Source organism: Rhizobium sp. CB3171 (assembly GCF_029714265.1).
Classification (GTDB): domain Bacteria; phylum Pseudomonadota; class Alphaproteobacteria; order Rhizobiales; family Rhizobiaceae; genus Rhizobium.
Map to the genome: position 1 here is coordinate 3,758,074 of NZ_CP121652.1, position 19,782 is coordinate 3,777,855.

General features: G+C 60.9%; 22 protein-coding genes and 1 tRNA gene. 14 read left to right on the top strand and 9 right to left on the bottom strand.

Translation table 11 applies throughout. From position 1 onward, the window contains the following. The first annotated feature begins 74 nt into the window (after nucleotides 1–74). A complete protein-coding gene (locus QA648_RS18250; protein WP_283048520.1) occupies nucleotides 75–1,103 on the top strand; it encodes an aldo/keto reductase in 1,029 nt (342 codons plus the stop codon). A gap of 36 nt (nucleotides 1,104–1,139) precedes the next feature. Here the strand turns inward: QA648_RS18250 and QA648_RS18255 are convergent, their stop codons facing one another. The 4 genes from QA648_RS18255 to QA648_RS18270 all read right to left on the bottom strand — a co-directional run bounded on the left by QA648_RS18255 (nucleotide 1,140) and on the right by QA648_RS18270 (nucleotide 4,818). Next, nucleotides 1,140–1,868, bottom strand: a complete 729-nt coding sequence (locus QA648_RS18255) for an SDR family NAD(P)-dependent oxidoreductase (RefSeq protein ID WP_104821617.1) — start codon at nucleotides 1,866–1,868, stop codon at nucleotides 1,140–1,142. Further along, on the bottom strand, nucleotides 1,865–2,986 hold the full coding sequence (locus QA648_RS18260) for an alkene reductase (protein ID WP_283048522.1): 1,122 nt from the start codon (nucleotides 2,984–2,986) through the stop codon (nucleotides 1,865–1,867). The genes QA648_RS18255 and QA648_RS18260 overlap by 4 nt, the downstream gene beginning before the upstream one ends. 188 nt (nucleotides 2,987–3,174) lie before the next feature. Then, nucleotides 3,175–3,981, bottom strand: a complete 807-nt coding sequence (locus QA648_RS18265; protein ID WP_283048524.1) for an alpha/beta hydrolase — start codon at nucleotides 3,979–3,981, stop codon at nucleotides 3,175–3,177. An 87-nt stretch (nucleotides 3,982–4,068) separates the two neighbouring features. Further along, nucleotides 4,069–4,818 carry a sulfite exporter TauE/SafE family protein gene (locus tag QA648_RS18270; RefSeq protein ID WP_283048526.1) on the bottom strand — a complete coding sequence of 250 codons (750 nt, stop codon included), beginning with the start codon at nucleotides 4,816–4,818 and terminating at the stop codon, nucleotides 4,069–4,071. An 83-nt stretch (nucleotides 4,819–4,901) separates the two neighbouring features. Between QA648_RS18270 and QA648_RS18275 the strand changes: the two genes are divergently transcribed. After that, nucleotides 4,902–5,828: a LysR substrate-binding domain-containing protein gene (locus QA648_RS18275; protein ID WP_349254295.1), complete on the top strand. Its 927-nt coding sequence runs from the start codon at nucleotides 4,902–4,904 to the stop codon at nucleotides 5,826–5,828. Nucleotides 5,829–5,884: 56 nt separating this feature from the next. Here QA648_RS18275 and QA648_RS18280 read toward each other — a convergent pair whose 3' ends face one another. Then, nucleotides 5,885–6,430: a cytochrome b/b6 domain-containing protein gene (locus QA648_RS18280; RefSeq protein WP_283048527.1), complete on the bottom strand. Its 546-nt coding sequence runs from the start codon at nucleotides 6,428–6,430 to the stop codon at nucleotides 5,885–5,887. Next, complete coding sequence (locus QA648_RS18285) at nucleotides 6,411–6,887, bottom strand: MarR family transcriptional regulator (RefSeq protein ID WP_283048528.1); 477 nt, start codon at nucleotides 6,885–6,887, stop codon at nucleotides 6,411–6,413. The genes QA648_RS18280 and QA648_RS18285 overlap by 20 nt, the downstream gene beginning before the upstream one ends. Before the next feature lie 95 nt (nucleotides 6,888–6,982). Here QA648_RS18285 and QA648_RS18290 point away from each other — a divergent pair, with 95 nt between their 5' ends. Further along, nucleotides 6,983–7,351, top strand: coding sequence for an antibiotic biosynthesis monooxygenase family protein (locus QA648_RS18290; protein ID WP_283048530.1), 369 nt, complete (start codon nucleotides 6,983–6,985; stop codon nucleotides 7,349–7,351). 172 nt (nucleotides 7,352–7,523) lie between these two features. On the opposite strand, the gene QA648_RS18295 is transcribed toward QA648_RS18290, so the two are convergent. After that, nucleotides 7,524–7,613, bottom strand: a tRNA-Ser gene (locus QA648_RS18295). Between the two features lie 234 nt (nucleotides 7,614–7,847). Here QA648_RS18295 and QA648_RS18300 point away from each other — a divergent pair. The 11 genes from QA648_RS18300 to deoA all read left to right on the top strand — a co-directional run bounded on the left by QA648_RS18300 (nucleotide 7,848) and on the right by deoA (nucleotide 18,399). Continuing rightward, the gene (locus QA648_RS18300) at nucleotides 7,848–8,165 is read left to right on the top strand and encodes a hypothetical protein (RefSeq protein WP_104821623.1); all 318 of its coding nucleotides are present in this window, start codon (nucleotides 7,848–7,850) and stop codon (nucleotides 8,163–8,165) included. 57 nt (nucleotides 8,166–8,222) lie between these two features. Beyond that, nucleotides 8,223–9,041, top strand: coding sequence for an AraC family transcriptional regulator (locus tag QA648_RS18305; RefSeq protein ID WP_283048532.1), 819 nt, complete (start codon nucleotides 8,223–8,225; stop codon nucleotides 9,039–9,041). 127 nt (nucleotides 9,042–9,168) lie between these two features. Continuing rightward, a complete protein-coding gene (locus QA648_RS18310) occupies nucleotides 9,169–10,044 on the top strand; it encodes an NAD(P)H-binding protein (RefSeq protein WP_283048534.1) in 876 nt (291 codons plus the stop codon). 395 nt (nucleotides 10,045–10,439) lie between these two features. Further along, complete coding sequence (locus QA648_RS18315) at nucleotides 10,440–11,435, top strand: BMP family ABC transporter substrate-binding protein (RefSeq protein ID WP_104821626.1); 996 nt, start codon at nucleotides 10,440–10,442, stop codon at nucleotides 11,433–11,435. 79 nt (nucleotides 11,436–11,514) lie between these two features. Further along, nucleotides 11,515–13,026, top strand: coding sequence for an ABC transporter ATP-binding protein (locus QA648_RS18320; RefSeq protein ID WP_283048536.1), 1,512 nt, complete (start codon nucleotides 11,515–11,517; stop codon nucleotides 13,024–13,026). A 7-nt stretch (nucleotides 13,027–13,033) separates the two neighbouring features. Continuing rightward, complete coding sequence (locus QA648_RS18325) at nucleotides 13,034–14,137, top strand: ABC transporter permease (RefSeq protein ID WP_283048538.1); 1,104 nt, start codon at nucleotides 13,034–13,036, stop codon at nucleotides 14,135–14,137. 10 nt (nucleotides 14,138–14,147) lie between these two features. After that, a complete protein-coding gene (locus QA648_RS18330) occupies nucleotides 14,148–15,119 on the top strand; it encodes an ABC transporter permease (RefSeq protein ID WP_104821629.1) in 972 nt (323 codons plus the stop codon). 3 nt (nucleotides 15,120–15,122) lie between these two features. Then, on the top strand, nucleotides 15,123–15,515 hold the full coding sequence (locus QA648_RS18335) for a cytidine deaminase (protein ID WP_104821630.1): 393 nt from the start codon (nucleotides 15,123–15,125) through the stop codon (nucleotides 15,513–15,515). Next, nucleotides 15,512–16,318 carry a purine-nucleoside phosphorylase gene (locus QA648_RS18340; RefSeq protein ID WP_283048543.1) on the top strand — a complete coding sequence of 269 codons (807 nt, stop codon included), beginning with the start codon at nucleotides 15,512–15,514 and terminating at the stop codon, nucleotides 16,316–16,318. The genes QA648_RS18335 and QA648_RS18340 overlap by 4 nt, the downstream gene beginning before the upstream one ends. Next, nucleotides 16,315–17,088 (top strand): deoxyribose-phosphate aldolase, encoded by a 774-nt coding sequence (gene deoC, locus QA648_RS18345; RefSeq protein ID WP_283048544.1) that lies wholly within the window; start codon nucleotides 16,315–16,317, stop codon nucleotides 17,086–17,088. The genes QA648_RS18340 and deoC overlap by 4 nt, the downstream gene beginning before the upstream one ends. A gap of 3 nt (nucleotides 17,089–17,091) precedes the next feature. Beyond that, nucleotides 17,092–18,399 carry a thymidine phosphorylase gene (gene deoA, locus QA648_RS18350; RefSeq protein ID WP_283048546.1) on the top strand — a complete coding sequence of 436 codons (1,308 nt, stop codon included), beginning with the start codon at nucleotides 17,092–17,094 and terminating at the stop codon, nucleotides 18,397–18,399. A 7-nt stretch (nucleotides 18,400–18,406) separates the two neighbouring features. Here the strand turns inward: deoA and QA648_RS18355 are convergent, their stop codons facing one another. Then, nucleotides 18,407–18,934: a TIGR02281 family clan AA aspartic protease gene (locus QA648_RS18355; RefSeq protein WP_104824946.1), complete on the bottom strand. Its 528-nt coding sequence runs from the start codon at nucleotides 18,932–18,934 to the stop codon at nucleotides 18,407–18,409. A gap of 148 nt (nucleotides 18,935–19,082) precedes the next feature. Next, complete coding sequence (gene upp / locus QA648_RS18360) at nucleotides 19,083–19,712, bottom strand: uracil phosphoribosyltransferase (RefSeq protein ID WP_104821634.1); 630 nt, start codon at nucleotides 19,710–19,712, stop codon at nucleotides 19,083–19,085. Nucleotides 19,713–19,782: the final 70 nt, after the last annotated feature.

Here is a 19,782-nt window from a genome sequence, read left to right on the forward strand (position 1 = left end):
AGTGCGGTCCGACCTCTGTACGGTTCGCTCTCGCGCGCCATCTTTGATGCATCCATCCTTTTGGAGGTTATGTTATGGACTATCGCTATCTCGGCGGATCGGGTTTTCGCGTGCCGGTCCTGAGCTTCGGTACCGGCACCTTCGGCGGCAAAGGCGAGTTTTTCGGTGCCTGGGGCGCCACCGACGTCAATGAGGCAAGCCGTCTGATCGATATATGCCTCGATGCCGGTCTCAATTTCTTCGACAGCGCCGATGTTTATTCCGGCGGCGTTGCCGAGCAGGTGCTGGGCGAGGCGATCAAGGGTCGCCGCGACAAGGTGCTGATTTCCACCAAGGCAACCTTTCGCTCGGGCGATGGGCCGAATGATGTCGGCTCTTCGCGCTTCCACCTGATCAAGGCCGTGGAAGCTTCACTGAAGCGCCTGCAGACCGATCATATCGACCTCTTCCAGTTGCATGGCTTCGATGCCATGACACCGGTCGAGGAAACGCTGTCGGCGCTCGACGATCTCGTGCGTGCCGGCAAGATTCGCTATGTCGGCTGCTCGAATTTCTCCGGATGGCACCTGATGAAGTCATTGGCGGCGGCCGATCGCCACAACCTGCCGCGCTATGTCGCGCACCAGGCCTATTATTCGCTTGTCGGCCGCGATTACGAGTGGGAACTCATGCCGCTTGCTGTCGATCAGAAGGTCGGCACCGTCGTCTGGAGCCCGCTCGGCTGGGGCCGCCTGACCGGCAAGATTCGTCGAGGCCAACCATTGCCGGAGGTCACCCGCTTGCACAAGACGGCGGACAGTGGCCCGCAGGTGGACAACGAGTATCTCTACACTGTGGTCGATGCGCTTGACGAGATTTCGAAGGAAACCGGCAAGACTATCCCGCAGGTGGCCCTGAACTGGCTGCTGCAGCGGCCGACAGTGTCGAGCATTATCGTTGGCGCCCGCGACGAAGGCCAGTTGCGCGACAATCTCGGTGCCGTCGGTTGGAACCTGACAACGGAGCAGGTCGCCCGCCTCGACGCCGCCAGCGCCCAAACGCCCACCTACCCCTATTGGCATCAGCGCGGCTTTAGTGAACGCAATCCCTTTCCTGCCGGCTGAGGATTTTTATGGGGTCGGCGCTGGTAAGCGCCGGCCTCAGAACGTTTCCTTATAGGGGCGCAGGTCGATCTCCTGCGTCCAGGCGGAGGGATGCTGGCGGTGGATATGCCAGTAGGTCTCGGCGATGGCATCGATGTTGAGCAGTGCGTCGGCCTCCACGTCCGGCCGCCTTGACCGCAATCTTTCGCCGTCGATGCCGCCATCGATGATGGTGTGGGCGACATGCAGGCCAAGCGGCCCGAACTCCCGCGCCATGCTCTGGCTGATCATCCTTAAGCCCGCCTTGGCGGCGGCGAACTGCGCATATCCTGCCTTGCCGCGCAGGCTTGCCGAAGCGCCGGTAAAGATCACTGTGCCGCGTCCGAGGGGGACGAGATGCCGGGCCGCCTCCCGCCCGACGAGGAAGCCGCCGAAACAGCAGATGCGCCAGAACTCCTCGAACTCGGCGGCGGTGACGCCGCGAAAGCCGACATGACGATTGATGCCGGCGTTAAAGACGATGAAGTCCGGCGGATCGATCTCATCCTGCGGCGCAAAGGCATGCTCGAACAGCCGCTTCACCGCGGCTTCGTTGGTCGCATCGGTTTCTATCGCTTCGGCACTGCCGCCAGAGGCATTGATGGCGTCAGCGACCTTGGTGATCTTTTCCAACGTCCGGCTGGCGATGATGACATGGTAGCCTTTGTCGGCCAGCAGCCGGCAGAGGGCTGCGCCGAGACCTTGTTCCGCTCCCACTCCAACGATGATGGCGCTTGGCATACTCATTCCGCAGCCTCCCTGGCGTCCAATGTCGGATAATCCGTATAGCCCTCTGCGCCGCCGCCGTAAAAGGTCGGGCGATGATAGGGGTTGAGGCTCGCGCCGCGGCGAATGCGCTCCGGCAGATCGGGATTGGCGATGAACAGTCGGCCGAAAGCGATGGCGTCAGCATGGCCGGCGGCGAGGGTAGTCTCGGCGGTTTCAGGCTTGAAATTGCCGGCGGCGATCAAGGTTCCGGACCAAGCAGGACGGAAGAGCTCCGCTGCCGACGGTACGTTCTTGTGGTCGACTTCGGCTTGGCCGGCGCCGCTGGCGCGCGGTTCGATCAGGTGCAGATAGGCAAGGTGCAGCCGGTCGAGCTCGCGGATGACATGGCCGTAGAGCCGCAACGGATCGTCCTCGCCGCTGTCATTGGCAATGCCGAAGGGAGAGAGGCGGACGCCGACGCGATCCGAACCCCAGACCTTGGACACCTCCTCGATCACTTCGAGCAGCAGGCGTGTCCGGTTCTCGATCGATCCGCCATATTGGTCGCTGCGTTGGTTCGAACGGGCCTGCAGGAATTGTTCGATCAGGTAGCCATTGGCGCCGTGGATTTCGACGCCGTCGAAACCGGCCGCCTTCGCATTGGCAGCCGCCCGGCCGTAGACGTCGATCAGCAGGGGCATCAGATCAGTATCGATTGCCTGCGGCGTCTCGAAGGGCACGCGCTCGAATGACGCCGTGAAAGCATTTCCGGCAGCCGCGATCGCCGACGGCGCGAATGGCAGGTCGCCATCAGGCTGATGCGAGGAATGGGAAATGCGGCCAACATGCCAGAGCTGCAGAAAGATCCGGCCGCGCTTGGCGTGAACCGCTTGGGTGACCGCTTTCCAGCCGGCGATCTGCTCCGGCGTATGGATGCCCGGTGTTGCCGGCATGCCCTGTCCGGCGGGCGAAATCTGCGAACCCTCGGAAATGATCAACCCGCCCCTCGATGCGCGCTGCGCATAATATTCGACGTTCATCGCTGAAGGCACGTTGCCCGGCTGGCCTGCACGCATGCGCGTCAACGGCGCCATGACGACACGATGCGCCAGTTCGTATGGACCGACGGCGAGCGGCGAAAACAAAGTAGTTGTCATGAAATTCTCCTGCCTGGAGCGGATTTTGCTCCCTGGGCGGAAGGGCCGGTCAGCGGCGGTTCGGTCTGGGGAGTATTCGAAATATGATGACCATCATTTATCCGAACAATCGGACGCGCGCAACCAAATCCCGCGCAAGCAAGATCCGGAGAATGATGATTCCGCCGCGTTCCTGCCAGAGCCTTCGGCTACCAGATGTTCTTGCGGAGGAAAGCCAGCATCGCATCGTTGAACAGCGTCGGCCGCTGCAGCGGTGCGAAATGGCTGACGGCGGGAAGCAGGATCAGCCCCGCGCCCGGGATGCTGCGGGCGAGATGGTCGGCGTGGTCGCGCTTGATGAATTCGTCGTGCTCGCTGTGCACGATGGCGACGGGTACGTCGATTTCGGCGAGATCGGAGGCGGAATAGTTCGGCTCCGTCCGCTGCATCAGGCTGACCGCCTGGACGAAGGCGTCGAACTGATCCGGCGTTGCCGAGAGCGCGGCATAGTCCTTCACGTGCCGGGAAAAGCAGCGGTCGATTATCGGCGTGGGCACGAATTCCTTCGTGCCGCTGGGGTCCATGTTGCAGGCGAAATAGAAAACGCCGCTAATGCGCGCCGGATTGGTCCTGGCGAGGATCAAGCCGGTGCATGCCCCGTCGCTCCATCCGACGACGGCTGCTTTTTCAATGTGCAGCCTGTCCATCACGGCCAGCACGTCCGATGCCATCAGCTCATAGCTATAGGGCCGCAAATCGCGGGTGCTGCGCCCGTGGCCACGGCTATCGATGACGACGGGGCGATAGCCGGCATCGATCAAGGCCGGAACCTGATATCCCCAATTGCCGCTGTTTCCGAGACCGCCATGCAGCAGGATCACCGGCATGCCGGACCCGTAGGCCGCATACCAAATGCGGGCGCCGTCGTTTTCGACATGACCCTGGATATCCGTTGCCGGCAGCGCCGCCGCGCCGTCTGTGGCAAATTTTTCGAGATCGTCGTCCTGGAATTCCATGCTGATCCGCCTCCCTGATGCCGCCCTTATATCGCATGACGCCGTGAACTCGAAACCCGGAAGAGGGCTTCGCAGGCCGATGCTGTGCTAGAAGAGCGGACGCAGAGCGAGCTCCGCACCGAGAACGATGAGGGCGACAAGGAACCATTGGCGAAACGTTGCGGGACTGACCTTCCGCCGGATCGCCTGCCCCAGCCACATTCCAAGCAGCGCCGGCGCGACGGCGAGCGAGGACATCGCCAGATTGTCGAGCTGAAAGGCTCCGCGCGCCGCCAGTCCGATTGCAAGAGCGATGGTCGAAGCCGTGAAGGAAAGCCCGAGCGCCTGAATCAGATCGTCCTTCCCCAATCCGAGGGCCTGAAGATAGGGAACGGCGGGAATGACAAGGACTCCGGTACCGCCAGTGACCGCGCCGGTCATCAGACCGATCAGCGCCGACAGCCAGGGTTCGGCCCTTTTCGGCACGGACAGTTGCCGGGCAAACAGGGTGTAGCCGGCATAGATGATCAGGGCGGCACCCAGCGCCATCGTGGTCCACTGCGTATTGTCGCTCGCCAGCATCGAGGTGGCGGCGACCGTGCTGACAAGAATGCCGAGCAGCATGGGCCATAGCCTTCCGGCGAGGGCTGCGAAACTCGGTCCGGCGAACAACTGCCAGACATTGGAGACGAAGGATGGCACGATCAGCAAGGCGGCTGCCGCCACCGGCGGCATGATGGCGCCTATCAGCCCCATGGCGACCGTCGGCAAGCCCATTCCGGTGACACCCTTGACGATGCCGGCGAGGAGGAAAGTTGAAGCGGTGGCAAGGATCAGCCAGGAAGAATGGTCGAACATGCCGCCATTTGTGGCAATTCTGTCAGCGGCCCGCAATGCGGATGATCCTAACTGAGCCTTAGGCTGTTCCGAAGGCTGGGGGCATGATAGCCTTCCGGTCCATGCGTTTCGATCTCACCGACCTCCGCCTGTTCTTGCTCGTCGTCGAGGCGGGCAGCATCACCCATGGAGCGGTGCGCGCGAACCTCGCGCTTCCTTCGGCCAGCGAACGGCTTCGCGGAATGGAGGAGGTGAGCGGCGTGCGGCTCCTCGAACGCCGCCGCAGGGGGATCACGCCGACGGCCGCCGGCGAGGCTCTGGCACACCACGCGCGCATCGTCCTTCGGCAGATCGACCATATGCGGGGCGAGTTGGGCGTCTATGCCAAGGGGCTGAAGGGCAATATCCGGCTGCTGGCGAACACGGCCGCCATTACGGAATTTCTTCCCGAGGCGCTTGCGCCCTATCTCGCAACGCGTCCACATATCGACATCGTTCTGAATGAGCGGCTGAGCACCGAGATCGTCAAGGCGGTGGCGGGCGGCCTGGCGGAGATCGGCATTATCTCGGATGCCGTCGATGCCGGCAATTTGCAGCTCCTGCCTTTCGCCGTCGACCGCCTTGTCCTGGTCGTGCCTGCCGATCATCCCTCGGCTTCGGCAAGGGCGCTTGCGTTTGCGGAAGTCGTCGGACAGGAATTCGTCGGATTGACGATCGGCAGCCCCTTGCAGGAGCATATCGACGAGCATGCGGCCCGTGCGGGCCATCCGCTGAAGTTTCGGGTCCGGATGCGAACATTCGAGGGCATCTGCCGAATGGTGGCGCAAGGCGTCGGCATCGGGATCGTGCCGGAAATCGCCGCGAAAAAATGCCGTCGATCGATGCCCATTCGCTCTGTCCGGCTGACCGACGACTGGGCAACACGCCGTCTCTTGCTCTGCATGCGTGCTATTGAGGACCTGTCTCCCTTTGCGCGCGATTTGGTCGAGCATCTGAGGACGGTGGCGAAAGGCAAGGCGGGATCGCAATGAAATAATAAGAGGCCGAAGGTGAGGTCCCGAGGCTTGCGCGTGGACTCAGCACATCTCTAGTTGCCAGACGACCCGGGATACCACATGCGCTGGAGCAGACCATCGCGGCGAACGAATTGGTGATAAAGGGCCGCACCGGCATGAAACACCAGCAGCCCGACAAGCAAGAAGGCACCCAAACCATGCGGTATTCGCGGCGGATAATCGGTGAAGTCGGGCAACATCGCCCCAGGCGCCCCAAATATAGCGGGTGCCGCGCCGCTTAGGATCATCATGCCGATGCCGCTGGCAGCCATACCAAGAATGACGAGGTAGAAGGCGATGTGAACCCCGCCCGCGATGCGCTCCTGCCAGAGAGGCAATCCCTCCGCCGGCAGTGGCTTCCGATCAAAACGCCACCACCAGACAATGCGAAGCAGCGTCAAGAACAGAATTGCGATCGCTACTGGAATATGGAAACGCAGGAAAGCAGCCTTGCTGGCCGCGTCCATAGCATTTGCGGCCCGGAAACCGGAGCCGAGCAGGGCCAGGATCAGGATGGCGCTCAGCCAGTGAATTGAGACTGCGACAGCGCCATAGCGATCAGACCTGCTCTTCAGCATCTTCATTTCTTTCCAGTTTGCCGCGCAGCGTCGACATGACCCCGCGCATCGTTTCGATGTCCTCGACCAAGAGCCCGTCCGAGAGATCGTTGATCCAGGGTGCTTGCAGACGCATGGCGGCGTCGAATGTCTGTTTGCCCTTGTCCGTCATCAGGATGAGCTGCGCCCGCCGGTGGTGCGGATTGGGTTCGAAGGCAACGAGTCCGTCCTTCTCCAGATCGTTGACGATGCGCTGCACATTTTGGCGGTTGGCTCCCATGTCGCGCGCCAGCCACGCAACCGGCTGCGGCCGGTCCGCCGAATTGATAGCGCCGAGGATTTGCCAGCGGGCACTCGTCAGGCCGAGCGGAGCAACCAGCCTGTCGCCGGAGGCGAGCACGCGGCTGTGAAGCCTGAATAGATCGAGAATCAGACCGGTCAGAGCGATTCCGACCGGCGTTCGTTTGGTCTCTTGCATTTGTCATCCTATATTCTATTTGACATCATAATGTCAATTATCTACGTGTATGGCGTCAGATTGACATCATGCAACCATATCGAACGGAGCACACCATGTCACCAATGCGCCCAATGGACCCCTCATTTCCAATTGACCGCCAAATCACCGTCGAAGCCGCCCCCGTTGTCCTCGTGAATCTCTTCACGCTCGATAAGGCGGATGAGGAGACGTTCCTCAATGCATGGCAAGACGATGCCGCGTTCATGAAGCGGCAGCCGGGTTTCATTTCGACCCAGCTTCATCGCGCGGTCGGCGAGAGCCCCGCCTATCTGAACTATGCCGTCTGGGAGACTATGGCTGATTTCCGAGCCGCCTTCACGCATCCGGAGTTCAAGAAAAAAATCTCAGTCTATCCATCCTCGTCCGTTGCCTCGCCCCATCTCTTCCAGAAGGTCGAGGTCCCTGGCATCTGCGTGGCATAGATGCGGCTGCGGCAAGAAACTGAAAAGAAGAAAAAAGAGAGAGTCCGATGCGGCTCACACTCAAAGTTCTCGCCGCCTAATGCTCGCTGGCGTCATGCTGTCGATCGGCATGACGCTTGGCGGCGACGGCAAGAGAATAAAAAGCTGAAATGATTATCGAAAATTTCAAAAATGGCGGACAGGGAGGGATTCGAACCCTCGGTACGCTTTCACGTACACACGCGTTCCAGGCGTGCGCCTTAAACCACTCGGCCACCTGTCCTTTGGCGTTTCGCAACCGGTCAGGAGGCAAATCGTCGGAACGGCCGCGATATATACCGATGAATTTCTTAGGATCAACCCGAATCTGACAGATTTTTGACTTCCCGACAGAAAACTCCAGACCTTTGGTCCATTGCGCTTATCCGGCTCCGATCATATCTAAGAAGAAGGACGGAGCGGAATGCAGTAACCCAGTCGACTACGGCCGACGGGAAGTGAGTATGCGGAGGGTTCGATGCGTTTCTTGTTGCGTTTTGCCAGCCTTGTAGCGCTGGTCGTTGCGGTGGTCGCCGGCACCATCGATTCCATCCAATCGGTTGCGGCCTCCGCCGTGGTGCTGACCCCGATGGAGGATGCCTGGAACGATGTCAGCCCGTCGTCCCTTGCGACCGTCCAGTCGCTGATTTCCTATTATATCCATCCGCGCCTTTATGATCTGGCCGTGCAGTGGTTGCTGTTCCAGCCGGCTTTCGCGGTGTTCTTGGCGATCTCGCTGCTTTTGTGGATGGCCGCCTACAAGAAGCCGCCGGTTGCCGGTCGCTTCAGCGTTTAGACCGCCCGGGCGCAGTAAGAATCCGGTCCACTGGGCGCTGGAGACGGGAGATGGAACTTGCTTGACCACGACCTCGGCCCCTTCGGCATCAGAGCGACCCGGTGGCATATCGCTGCTGGCCTGACATACATTCCCGCAACACCCTTTCACCGTCTTGGAATTCATATGGGAGCGCCGGTTAACGCCTCCTGCCGGTGCGACGGCCGGCAGCATCGCCGCGTTCAGTCGCATGGCGATATCGATATCGTTCCGGCCGGATTGGATGGTGAGTGGGAAGACGACGCCGACTGCACGATTCTGCGCCTTTGGATAAGCCCCGCGATCATGCGCAGTGCGGCGGAGGATATGGAGATCGATCCCGACAGCATTGCCATCCGTCCCAAGTTTCAGCATCGCGATCCAGCTATCGAGCACATCGCCCTGGCGCTGGAAACGCAAACGAAGGTGGATGAACCCGCCGATCGCCTGTTCGTTGAAAGCCTTGGCAGGGCGCTGGCGGTGCGGCTCATCGGTGGTACATTCGATGCGACAACCGTTTCGGCTAGGCAAAAGCTTTCATCGAACCAGAGACGCAGGCTGGTCGAGTTCATTGAATCCCATCTTGATGGGGATTTATCGCTGGCACAGTTGGCGGAGGTGGCGGCGATCAGCGTTTCGCATCTGAAGGTGCTGTTTCGCCGCTCGTTCGGCATGCCGGTGCATCAATATGTGATCCGCCGCCGGGTGGAGCGCGCCAGACACCTGCTTGCCATGGGAGAGCTGTCGATCAGCCAGATCGCGCTCGCCGCAGGCTTCGCCCATCAGAGCCATATGGCACAGGCGATGAAGCGCATTCTCGGCATAACACCGACCGGCATCGCCCGCATGCGGCGATAGTCCAGGGAAGGTCGCGTCGGCACTTAATTTTGCTGTCCGTTTCTGCTCCCCATTGTCCGATCCTGTGCGACAGGACGCATAAAAACAGCATGCTCCACATCCACGATGAACGTTTGAGGATGAAGAGATGTTCGTAATTTTGGGCGCGACCGGAAAGATTGGGCGGGCGACGATTGCCGAACTCCGCCGCCATGGCGCGCCGGTAAGAGCCGTCGTTCGACGTCAAAATAGCGCCGATGATCTCAGTGCCATGGGTTGCGATATCGCCATAGCCGACATTCAGGACAGTGCGGCTCTCAGTGAAAGCATGAGCGGCGCGACGGCCGTGCAGATCATCTGCCCCACAAGTGTTCAGGCGGATGATGCAGCCGCGGAGATGAAAAACAGCATAAGAACGATCGTCGATGCACTCGACCGGAGCAGGCCGAGCTCCGTTCTAGCGATCTCCGACTACGGCGCGCATCTTGCATCCGACACAGGCATCACGCTGATTTTCCATCATCTGGAATCCGAACTGAAAAAGCTCCCCGCCGCTCTCACCTTCCTGCGCTCGGCCGAACACATGCAGAATTGGAGCCGCCAGATCGGACGCGCGATCGAGACCGGGGTGCTCCCAAGCCTGCATCATCCGGTCACCAAACTATTTCCCACCGTGTCGGCTCCCGATGTCGGCGTTATTGCGGGCGAATTGCTGCTATCCGGCACCCAGGCACCTCTCAGCATCATTCATGCGGAGGGGCCAGATCGCTACAGCGTCGAGGATGTTGCGCGGATTGCTGGAGAGCTTGCCGGCCGGAAAATTAACGCCAGCGAGATGCCTCGCCTGGACTGGATCCCTGCACTCGTTCGGGGAGGAATAAGCGCAAGCTATGCCGAACTGGTTGCGGAATTGTATGACGCCCACAATGCCGGACGGATCGATGCGGAGCCGGGTGTCGGCGATATAAGACGCGGCCGAACCGGACTGCGCGAGGTTCTGACTTCGATGATGAAAAGCTTATGACTGAGGGATTTCGACACGACGAGCTGCCTCGCGAAATCGGGCGATCAAATGCGTTTTGGACAATCGCTTTGATATAGATTACTCGAGTATCGAGGCAACCGATCGTGAATGCCGCAAGCGTTTAAGACCGTTCTTGCCACATCGGCCATCCGACCTTGTTTGGCTAATAAAATCGCAGTTTGAGGGCTAAAATGTTCAAAAATCAGCTCTCTTGGGCGGGTTTTTGGCAATTCCCACAAATCTTTACCAACTGAAAAATTTCTCGTGAATTTTTCCTGCAGCCATGCAAGGATGCGCCAGCTTGGCCTCGGGGGAGGCCGGCGGTTCCGCAGACATGTCCGGTCAACGGGCTTGCGGGAGGACCCAACAAGATAGCAACAATAGGGCTGCAACTCATGAAAAAATCCCTTTTGACCCTTTTCGCCTTGGCTGCCATGTCGGCAACGGCGCTTGCGGCCGACATTAAGCCGGCGATCGTTTATGGCACCGGCGGCAAGTTCGACAAGTCCTTCAACGAAGCGGCCTATAACGGCGCCGAAAGGTTCAAGAAGGAAACCGGCGTCGCCTATCGCGACTTCGAGCCGACGGGCGACACCCAGGGCGAACAGGCGCTGCGCAACTTCGCCAGCAAGGGCTTCAATCCGGTTATCGCCGTCTCCTTCGCCTGGACGTCCGCTCTGCAGAAGGTTGCTGCCGAATATCCGAAGACCCAGTTCGTTCTGATCGACGACAGCCTCGACCTGCCGAACGTTCGTTCCGTCAAGTTCAAGGAAAATGAAGGTTCCTACCTCGCCGGCGTCATGGCTGCCATGGCTTCGAAGACCGGCAAGATCGGCTTCGTCGGCGGCATGGACATTCCGCTGATCCGCAAGTTCGAATGTGGTTATGAGCAGGGCGCCCGCGCCGCCAATCCGAAGATCGAAGTCTTCCAGAACATGACCGGCACGACCGGCGCTGCCTGGAACGACCCGGTTCGCGGCGGCGAGCTCACCAAGAACCAGATCGACCAGGGTGCTGACGTTGTTTACGCGGCTGCCGGCGCGACTGGCCTCGGCGTGCTGCAGACGGCTGCCGACAACAAGAAGCTTTCGGTCGGCGTCGACTCCAACCAGAACTACCTGCATCCGGGTTCGGTCCTGACCTCCGTCGTCAAGCGCGTCGACCTCGCCGTTTACAACGCCTTCACCGATGCCAAGAACGGCAAGTTCACGGCCGGTACGCAGGAACTCGGCCTCAAGGAAGAGGGCGTGGGTGCTGCTATGGACGACAACAACAAGCCGCTCGTCACGCCGGAAATGAAGGCCGCCGTCGACAAGGCAACCGCCGACATCATCTCCGGCACGATCAAGGTGCACGACTACACCACCGACAACGCCTGCCCGAAGAGCTGATATGAAATAAGGGCGTATGACGTATTCAAACGTCATACGCCCTTTTCTTATCCGGAAGCCTGATTTCTGGAGCTGCGTAGTGAGCCAAACGCCTGCCATCGAACTCGTGGGCATCGACAAGAAGTTCGGTGCCGTCCATGCCAACAAAGACATCAACCTGACCGTTTCCAAGGGCTCGATCCACGGAATCATCGGTGAGAACGGTGCCGGGAAGTCGACTCTGATGTCGATCATCTACGGCTTCTATCACGCCGACAGCGGCGAGATCCGCATCAACGGCAATCCCATCGCCATCCGCGACAGCCAGACGGCCATTGCCGCCGGCATCGGCATGGTGCACCAGCATTTCATGCTGGTCGATAATTTCACTGTGCTCGAGAACGTCATGCTCGGCGCCGAAGGCGGCGCTTTGTTGGCGAAGGGTGTCACGGCTGCCCGCGCCGAACTGAGGCGCCTGGAAACGGATTATGGCCTCGATGTCGATCCGGACGCCTTGATCGAGGAGCTTCCCGTCGGTCAGCAGCAGCGCGTCGAAATTTTGAAGGCCATGTATCGCGGCGCCGAGATCCTCATCTTGGACGAGCCGACCGGCGTTTTGACACCGGCCGAAGCCGACAATCTGTTCCGGATTCTCCGCGTGTTGCGCGATCAGGGCAAGACCATCATCCTTATCACCCATAAGCTGCGCGAAATCATGGCCATTACCGATACGGTGTCGGTCATGCGCCGCGGCGAAATGGTCGCCACGCGCAAGACGGCGGAAACCACCGTCGAAGAGCTTGCCGAGCTCATGGTCGGCCGTCGCGTGTTGCTGCGCGTCGAAAAAGGCTCTGCCCATCCCGGCGGGGTCGTGCTCTCCGTCCGCAATCTGACCGTAAAGGACGGCCGTGGCGTGACCATGGTCGACAATGTTTCCTTCGACGTCCGTGCCGGCGAGATCGTCGGCATCGCTGGCGTCGCCGGCAACGGGCAGTCGGAGCTATTGGAGGCGATCGCCGGTATCCGCAAGCCCGCCTCGGGCGAAATTCACCTGCACGGCGAGCCGATCGGCACCGCCGATCCCGCGGCCTTGCGTGAACTCGGCCTCGCCCATATTCCGGAAGACCGCCATCACATGGGCCTCGTCCTCAAGTTTGAGGAATATGAAAATTCAATGCTCGGCTACCACCGTGATGTGAAATACGGCAGGGCCGGCATGCTCGATCTCGATGCCATGCGCAAGGATGCGATCGAAAAGATCGAGAAATACGACATTCGCCCGCCAAACGCCCGGCTGAAGACTGCCAATTTTTCCGGTGGCAACCAGCAGAAGATCGTCGTCGCACGCGAGATCGAGCGCGACCCGAAGGCCCTGCTGATCGGCCAGCCGACGCGCGGCGTCGACATCGGCGCCATCGAGTTCATCCATCGCCGCATCATCGAGATGCGCGATGCCGGCAAGGCGATCCTGCTGGTGTCGGTGGAGCTGGATGAAATCCGCGCGCTTTCGGACCGCATCCTCGTCATGTTCGCCGGCCACGTCGTCGGCGAGAAAACGGCTGACGCCGGTGAACAGACACTCGGCCTGATGATGGCCGGCATTGCCGCATGAGGCCTTGATGAGCACTGCATCCGTTCCGCTTCCCAATTGGATCAATTATGGCCTGATCCCGGTCCTCAACCTCGTTATCGCTTTCCTGATTTCCGGCCTCGTGGTCTGGTTCATCGGCGAAAGCCCGCTGGATGCGCTGAACCTGCTCCTGCAGGGCGCGCTCGGCAGCGGCGAGGGCATCGGCTTCACGCTGTTCTATGCGACGAGCTTCATTTTCACCGGCCTATCGGTGGCCGTCGCCATCCATGCCGGCCTGTTCAACATTGGCTCGGAAGGCCAGGCCTATGTCGGCGGCCTCGGCTGCGCGCTTGTGGCGCTGACGCTCGACAAGTATGTACCCTGGTACGTGACGATGCCTTTCGCGGTCATCGGCTCGGCCATTTTCGGCGCGCTCTGGGCTCTCATTCCCGCCTGGCTGCAGGCCAAGCGCGGCAGCCACGTGGTCATCACCACCATCATGTTCAACTTCATTGCCTCGGCGATGATGAATTTCATCCTGGTGCATGTGCTGATCGTGCCCGGCAAGATGGCGCCGGAAACCCGTACCTTCCTCGCGGGCGGTCAGCTTCCGAAGTTGGACTGGCTAATGGGCATCTTCGGTTCGACGATCGGTGCGGCACCCCTCAACGTGTCCTTCCTGATCGCGCTGGTCATGTGCTTCCTCGTCTGGATGCTCGTCTGGCGCACCAAGCTCGGCTATGAAATGCGCACGCTCGGCCTCAGCCCAACGGCTGCCGTCTATGCCGGCATTCCGTATGCCCGCACGGTCATCATCGCGATGCTGCTCTCGGGCGGCTTGGCCGGCATGATGGCGCTCAATCCGGTGATGGGCGCTTCGGCCCGCCTGCAGGTCGAGTTCGTGCTTGGCGCCGGTTTCGTCGGCATCGCCGTATCCCTGATGGGCCGTAACCATCCGGTCGGCATCATCCTGGCGGCGATCCTGTTTGGGATTCTCTACCAGGGCGGCGATGCGCTTTCCTTCGACATGCCCAACATCACGCGCGACATGATCGTGGTCATCCAGGGCCTCGTCATCCTGTTCGCCGGCGCGCTCGAATATATGTTCCGGCCCGCGATGGTGCGCACCTATCAAAAATTAGCCAGGGCCTGAGGATCGGACGATGGAATATTATGATCTCCTCATCAGCATATTTGGCTCGACCATCCGCCTGTCGATTCCGCTGATCTTTACGGCCCTTGCCGGCCTGTTTTCCGAGCGCGCCGGCATTTTCGACATCGGTCTCGAAGGCAAGATGCTGGCGTCCGCGTTCGCCGCCGCCTGTGTCGCCTCCGTCTCCGGCTCGGCCTGGGCTGGTCTCGGCGCCGGTATCGTCATATCGGTCGCCCTCGGCCTCCTGCATGGCTTTGCCTCGATCACCAACCGCGGCAACCAGATCGTCTCGGGCGTTGCGATCAACTTCCTGACCGCCGGCCTGACCATCGTGCTCGGCCAGGCCTGGTTCGGCCAGGGCGGACGCACGCCGACGCTGCCGGCCGAGGCGCGTTTCGCTTCGATCACCTTGCCGGGTGCCAACGCCATCCATGACGTCCCCTTCATCGGGCCGCTCTATGCCAACGTCATCTCCGGCAACAATATCCTCACCTATCTCGCTTTCCTCGCCGTGCCGATTTCCTGGTGGATCCTCTATCGCACTCGCTTTGGCCTGCGTCTGCGCGCCGTCGGCGAAAATCCGGGCGCCGTCGATACGGCCGGCATCTCCGTCGAGTGGCTGCGCTATCGGTCGCTGATCGTCGCCGGCATTCTCTGCGGCTTCTCCGGGACCTATCTTGCCATCGCCCAATCGGCCGCCTTCATCAACAACATGTCTGCGGGCAAGGGCTATATCGCGCTCGCGGCGCTGATCTTCGCCAAATGGAAGCCGGTGCCGGTCATGTTCACCTGCCTGCTCTTCGGCTTCCTCGATGCTTTCGCCAACTTCATGCAGGGCAAGGCCGTGCCTGGCATCGGTGAAGTGCCGGTGCAGATTTTCCAGGCGCTGCCCTATATTCTGACCTGCATCCTGCTCGCAGGCTTCATCGGCGTCGCCAAACCGCCAAAGGCGGGCGGCGTGCCCTACACCAAGGAGCGCTGATCCATGTCGCATGATCTGTTTGAGGCCGCTCGCGGAGCGATGGCCTTTGCCCATGCCCCCTATTCGAAATTCCCCGTCGGCGCGGCCATCCGCGCCGAGGACGGCAAGGTCTATACCGGCGCCAATATCGAGAACCTCTCCTTCCCGCAGGGCTGGTGCGCCGAGCCGACCGCGATCAGCCATATGATCATGGCCGGTGCCAAGAAGATCGTCGAAATGGCCGTCATTGCCGAAAAGCTGCCGCTCTGCCCGCCCTGCGGCGGCTGCCGGCAGAAGATCGCCGAATTCGCCAGCAAGGAAACCCGCATCTATCTCTGCGACGAAACCGGCGTGAAGAAGACCATGACCATGGACGAGATGCTGCCCTTCAGCTTCGAAACCGAGATACTGGGATGAGCGCCGCCGTCGAACTCCTGGCCGCAAAGCTCGGTGATCTCCAGCCGCGCTACGGCATCGTCCTTGGCTCCGGCCTTGGTTCCCTGGTTGATCAGGTGAGGGATGCCGTGCGCATTCCCTATGCCGATCTTCCCGATTTCCCCGTCAGCGCCGTCTCCGGTCATGCCGGCACGCTGGTCGCCGGCTATCTCGGCGACGTGCCGGTTATCATGCTGTCCGGCCGGGTGCATTATTATGAAAAGGGCGACGCCAACGCCATGCGCGTGCCGATCGAGACGCTGAAGGCTCTCGGCGTCGAGACGCTGATCCTCACCAATTCGGCCGGATCGCTGCGCGAGGAAATGCCGCCGGGATCGGTGATGCAGATCACCGACCACATCAATTATTCCGGCATGAACCCGTTGATCGGCGAGGAAAGCGACAAGCGCTTCGTCGGCATGACCAGTGCCTATGATACCGACCTGATCATGCGCATGCGCAAGGCGGCGGAAAAGGCCGAGGTCAAGCTGTCGCACGGCGTCTATATGTGGTTCTCAGGCCCGAGCTTCGAAACTCCGGCGGAAATCCGCATGGCGCGCATTCTGGGTGCCGATGCCGTCGGCATGTCGACGGTGCCGGAAGTTATTCTTGCGCGACTTTTCGGCCTGAGGGTTGCAGCCGCCTCCGTCATTACTAATTATGGGGCTGGCATGACCGGCGCCGAGCTTACGCATGAAGAGACGAAGGACATGGCCCCGGTCGGCGGCGCTCGCCTTGCCGCCATCTTGAAGGAAATGATTGCGGACGGAGGAAACGAACAATGACGAGCCATTCCCTTAGAGAAACGGCGGCCGTTGCGCTTTCCCTTCTCGATCTCACCAACCTGAAGGACGACTGCACGCCGGCGCAGATCGAGACGCTCTGCGCGCGCGCCCAGTCACCCTATGGCCACACCGCCGCCATCTGCATCTGGCCGCGTTTCGTCGCCCAGGCACGCGGCATTCTCGGAACCGACCATGCGGTGCGGATCGCGACCGTGGTGAATTTCCCGGCCGGCGATATGGAAGTGGCTGATGTCGCCGCCGAAGCACGCGAGGCGATCGCCGATGGCGCCGACGAGATCGATCTCGTCATCCCCTATCGTGCGCTGTTGGCCGGCAATGAGCAGGCCGTCACCGACATGGTGGCCGCCGTCAGAGCCGAGTGCAAGGGACCGGTGCTCTTAAAGACCATCCTCGAAACCGGCGAACTCAAGGACGTGACGCTGATCCGCCGCGCCTCCGAACTGGCGATCGAGGCGGGTTCCGATTTCATCAAGACCTCCACCGGCAAGGTTGCCGTCAATGCGACACTCGAGGCCGCCGACATCATGCTGCGGGCGATCCGCCAGAGTGGCCGCAAGGTTGGTTTCAAGCCGGCTGGCGGCATCGGCTCCGTCGCCGATGCGGCGCTCTATCTGAGCCTTGCCGAGACCATCATGGCGCCTGATTGGGCGATGCCCTCGACTTTCCGTTTCGGTGCGTCGAGCCTGCTCGACGATATCCTCAACGTGCTCGGCGGCGGGCAGTCGAGCGCGGCAGCGTCCGGATACTGAGCCATGATCCCGCAGGAAATCATCCGGCGGAAGCGGGATGGCGGCACGCTTCACGTTGCCGATATCGACGCCTTCATCGCGGCCCTTGCGCGGGATGAGCTGGCCGAAAGCCAGATCGGCGCCTTCGCCATGGCCGTCTGGTACAGCGGCATGACGCGCGAAGAGACCGTGGCGCTGACCTTGGCCATGGCTCGCTCTGGCGATATGCTCTCTTGGTCCGGCATCGACAGGCCTATCGCGGACAAACATTCGACCGGCGGCATCGGCGACAATGTCTCGTTGATGCTGGCACCGATCGCCGCGGCGTGCGGCCTTGCCGTGCCGATGATTTCCGGCCGCGGTCTCGGGCACACTGGCGGCACGCTGGACAAGCTGGAATCGATCCCAGGCTACGGCATCACCCCACATGCGAGCCACTTCCGCAAGGTGGTGGACGAGGTCGGTTGCGCCATTATCGGTCAGACCGGAACCTTGGCACCTGCCGACGGCAAGCTTTATGCCGTGCGCGATGTCACGTCGACGGTCGATTCCGTGCCGCTGATCACCGCTTCGATCCTGTCGAAAAAGCTGGCCGCAGGCCTCGAGACGCTGGTGCTCGACGTCAAGATCGGCAATGGCGCCTTCATGACCTCTCTGGAGGAGGCGGAGACACTCGCCCGGTCCCTGGTAGAGGTGGCGAATGGCGCCGGGGTCAAAACCTCGGCTTTGATCACCGACATGAACCAGCCGCTCGCCGATGCCGCCGGCAATGTCGTCGAACTCCGCAATTGCCTGGATTTCCTGAAGGGCGCCAAGGTGGGCACGCGGCTCGAAACGGTCGTGCTGGCCTTCGCCGCCGAGATGTTGACGCAAGCCGGGATCGCGGAGACATTGGTTGAGGCTGAGGCCAAAGCGCGCGAAGCGCTCTCTTCCGGCAAGGCGGCCGAGCTGTTCGCCCGCATGGTCCACGCCCTCGGCGGCCCTGCCGATCTGCTGGATCATCCGGACAAATACTTGGTTGCCGCGCCCGTGCAGAAGCCTGTTCTTACATCTTCGGACGGTTGGCTTGCGGCCTGCGACGCCCGCGCCATCGGCATGAGCGTCATCGATCTCGGCGGCGGTCGCCGTCATCCGCAGGACAAGATCGACCATCGCGTCGGCTTCAGCGATATCCTGCCGCTCGGAACAAGGGTCAGCAAAGGCGATCGCATCGCAACCGTTCATGCGGCCGACGAGGCGAGCGCCGAAAGGGCTGCAGCCGATTTGGCTGCGAACTACCGGATAGGCGATGCCGCACCCGTTCTGCCGTCGGTGATCGTTACCCGGATTTGACCGGTAATTATTGCGTCAGCCGCAACGAGCCGTTTTCGGCACTATAGGAATTGAGCTTTTTCAGGAAGCTCATGCCGATCAACGTTGTGCTCAATGCGCCGTCTTTCGCGACCACGGCGTCGACATCGCGGACCTTGATCGTGCCGATTTCAAGACGGTCGAGTTTGACGAGAGCCACCTTGGATGGGCCGTTGGCCGTCTGCGTGGTGTAGCGATAATCGAGATCGTTGCCGCTGATGCCGAGGCGGCGTGCGGTGCTCTCATTGATTGCCACATAGGTCGCGCCCGTATCGATCATGCCATGCACCGGCCGGCCGTTGATCTTGAAATCGCCTTCGTAGTGGCCGCCCGCACCCGCCTGCAACAACACGCTTCCAAATGCCGCCGCCGTCGTCGCGACCGGCTGCTGCGCAACGGCAACCTTAACCGCAGGCGTCGATCTTTCGCTGCTTGCCATTTGTGTGCCCAGCAACGCAGGAACCTGGGTAGCAGCGGCGGCGACGATACCGGCAATGACAAGAACGCGAGCGAGCATCGGCGAGATCCTTCCCATGGGCTTTTCCATATCAAGCCCATTGATCCCTACGTTTAATATAGCTTCGCTGACAGGCCGCTAAACAGATCAATAAAAAGCCCGGCAGTTGGGGGGCTGCCGGGCAAAAAAGCTAATCTAGCTTCAGGATTTACTTCGTGCCGTACATGCGGTCGCCGGCGTCGCCGAGGCCGGGGACGATATAACCCTTTTCATTGAGATGGCTGTCGATTGCCGCGGTAAAGACCGGTACGTCCGGATGCGCCTTGCGGAAATTGGCAATGCCTTCCGGTGCGGCGAGCAGGCAGAGGAAGCGGATATTATGGGCGCCGCGTTCCTTCAGCTTGTCGATTGCCGCGATCGAGGAATTGCCCGTTGCCAGCATCGGGTCGACGACGATGATCAGGCGCTCGGAAATATCTTCCGGCGCCTTGAAGTAATATTCGACCGGCTGGAGCGTTTCGTGATCGCGGTAGACGCCGATATGCGAGACGCGGGCCGAGGGCACGAGGTCGAGCATGCCTTCCAGCAGGCCATTACCGGCGCGCAGGATCGAGGCGAAGACCAGCTTCTTGCCTTCGAGGATCGGCGCGTCCATCGGTTGCAGCGGCGTCTCGATCGTCTCGATCGTCAGTTCGAGGTCGCGCGTCACTTCATAGCAAAGCAGCGTCGAAATCTCGCGCAGAAGCCGGCGAAAGCTTCCCGTCGACGTCTCTTTCTTGCGCATGATGGTCAATTTATGCTGCACGAGCGGGTGATCGATGACAGTGACGCCGTCCATGATTTCAGCCTTCCAATAATTCCGCGATATCTGATGTTTCTTTCACGGAAATCGTCTGTGGTGCAAGAAA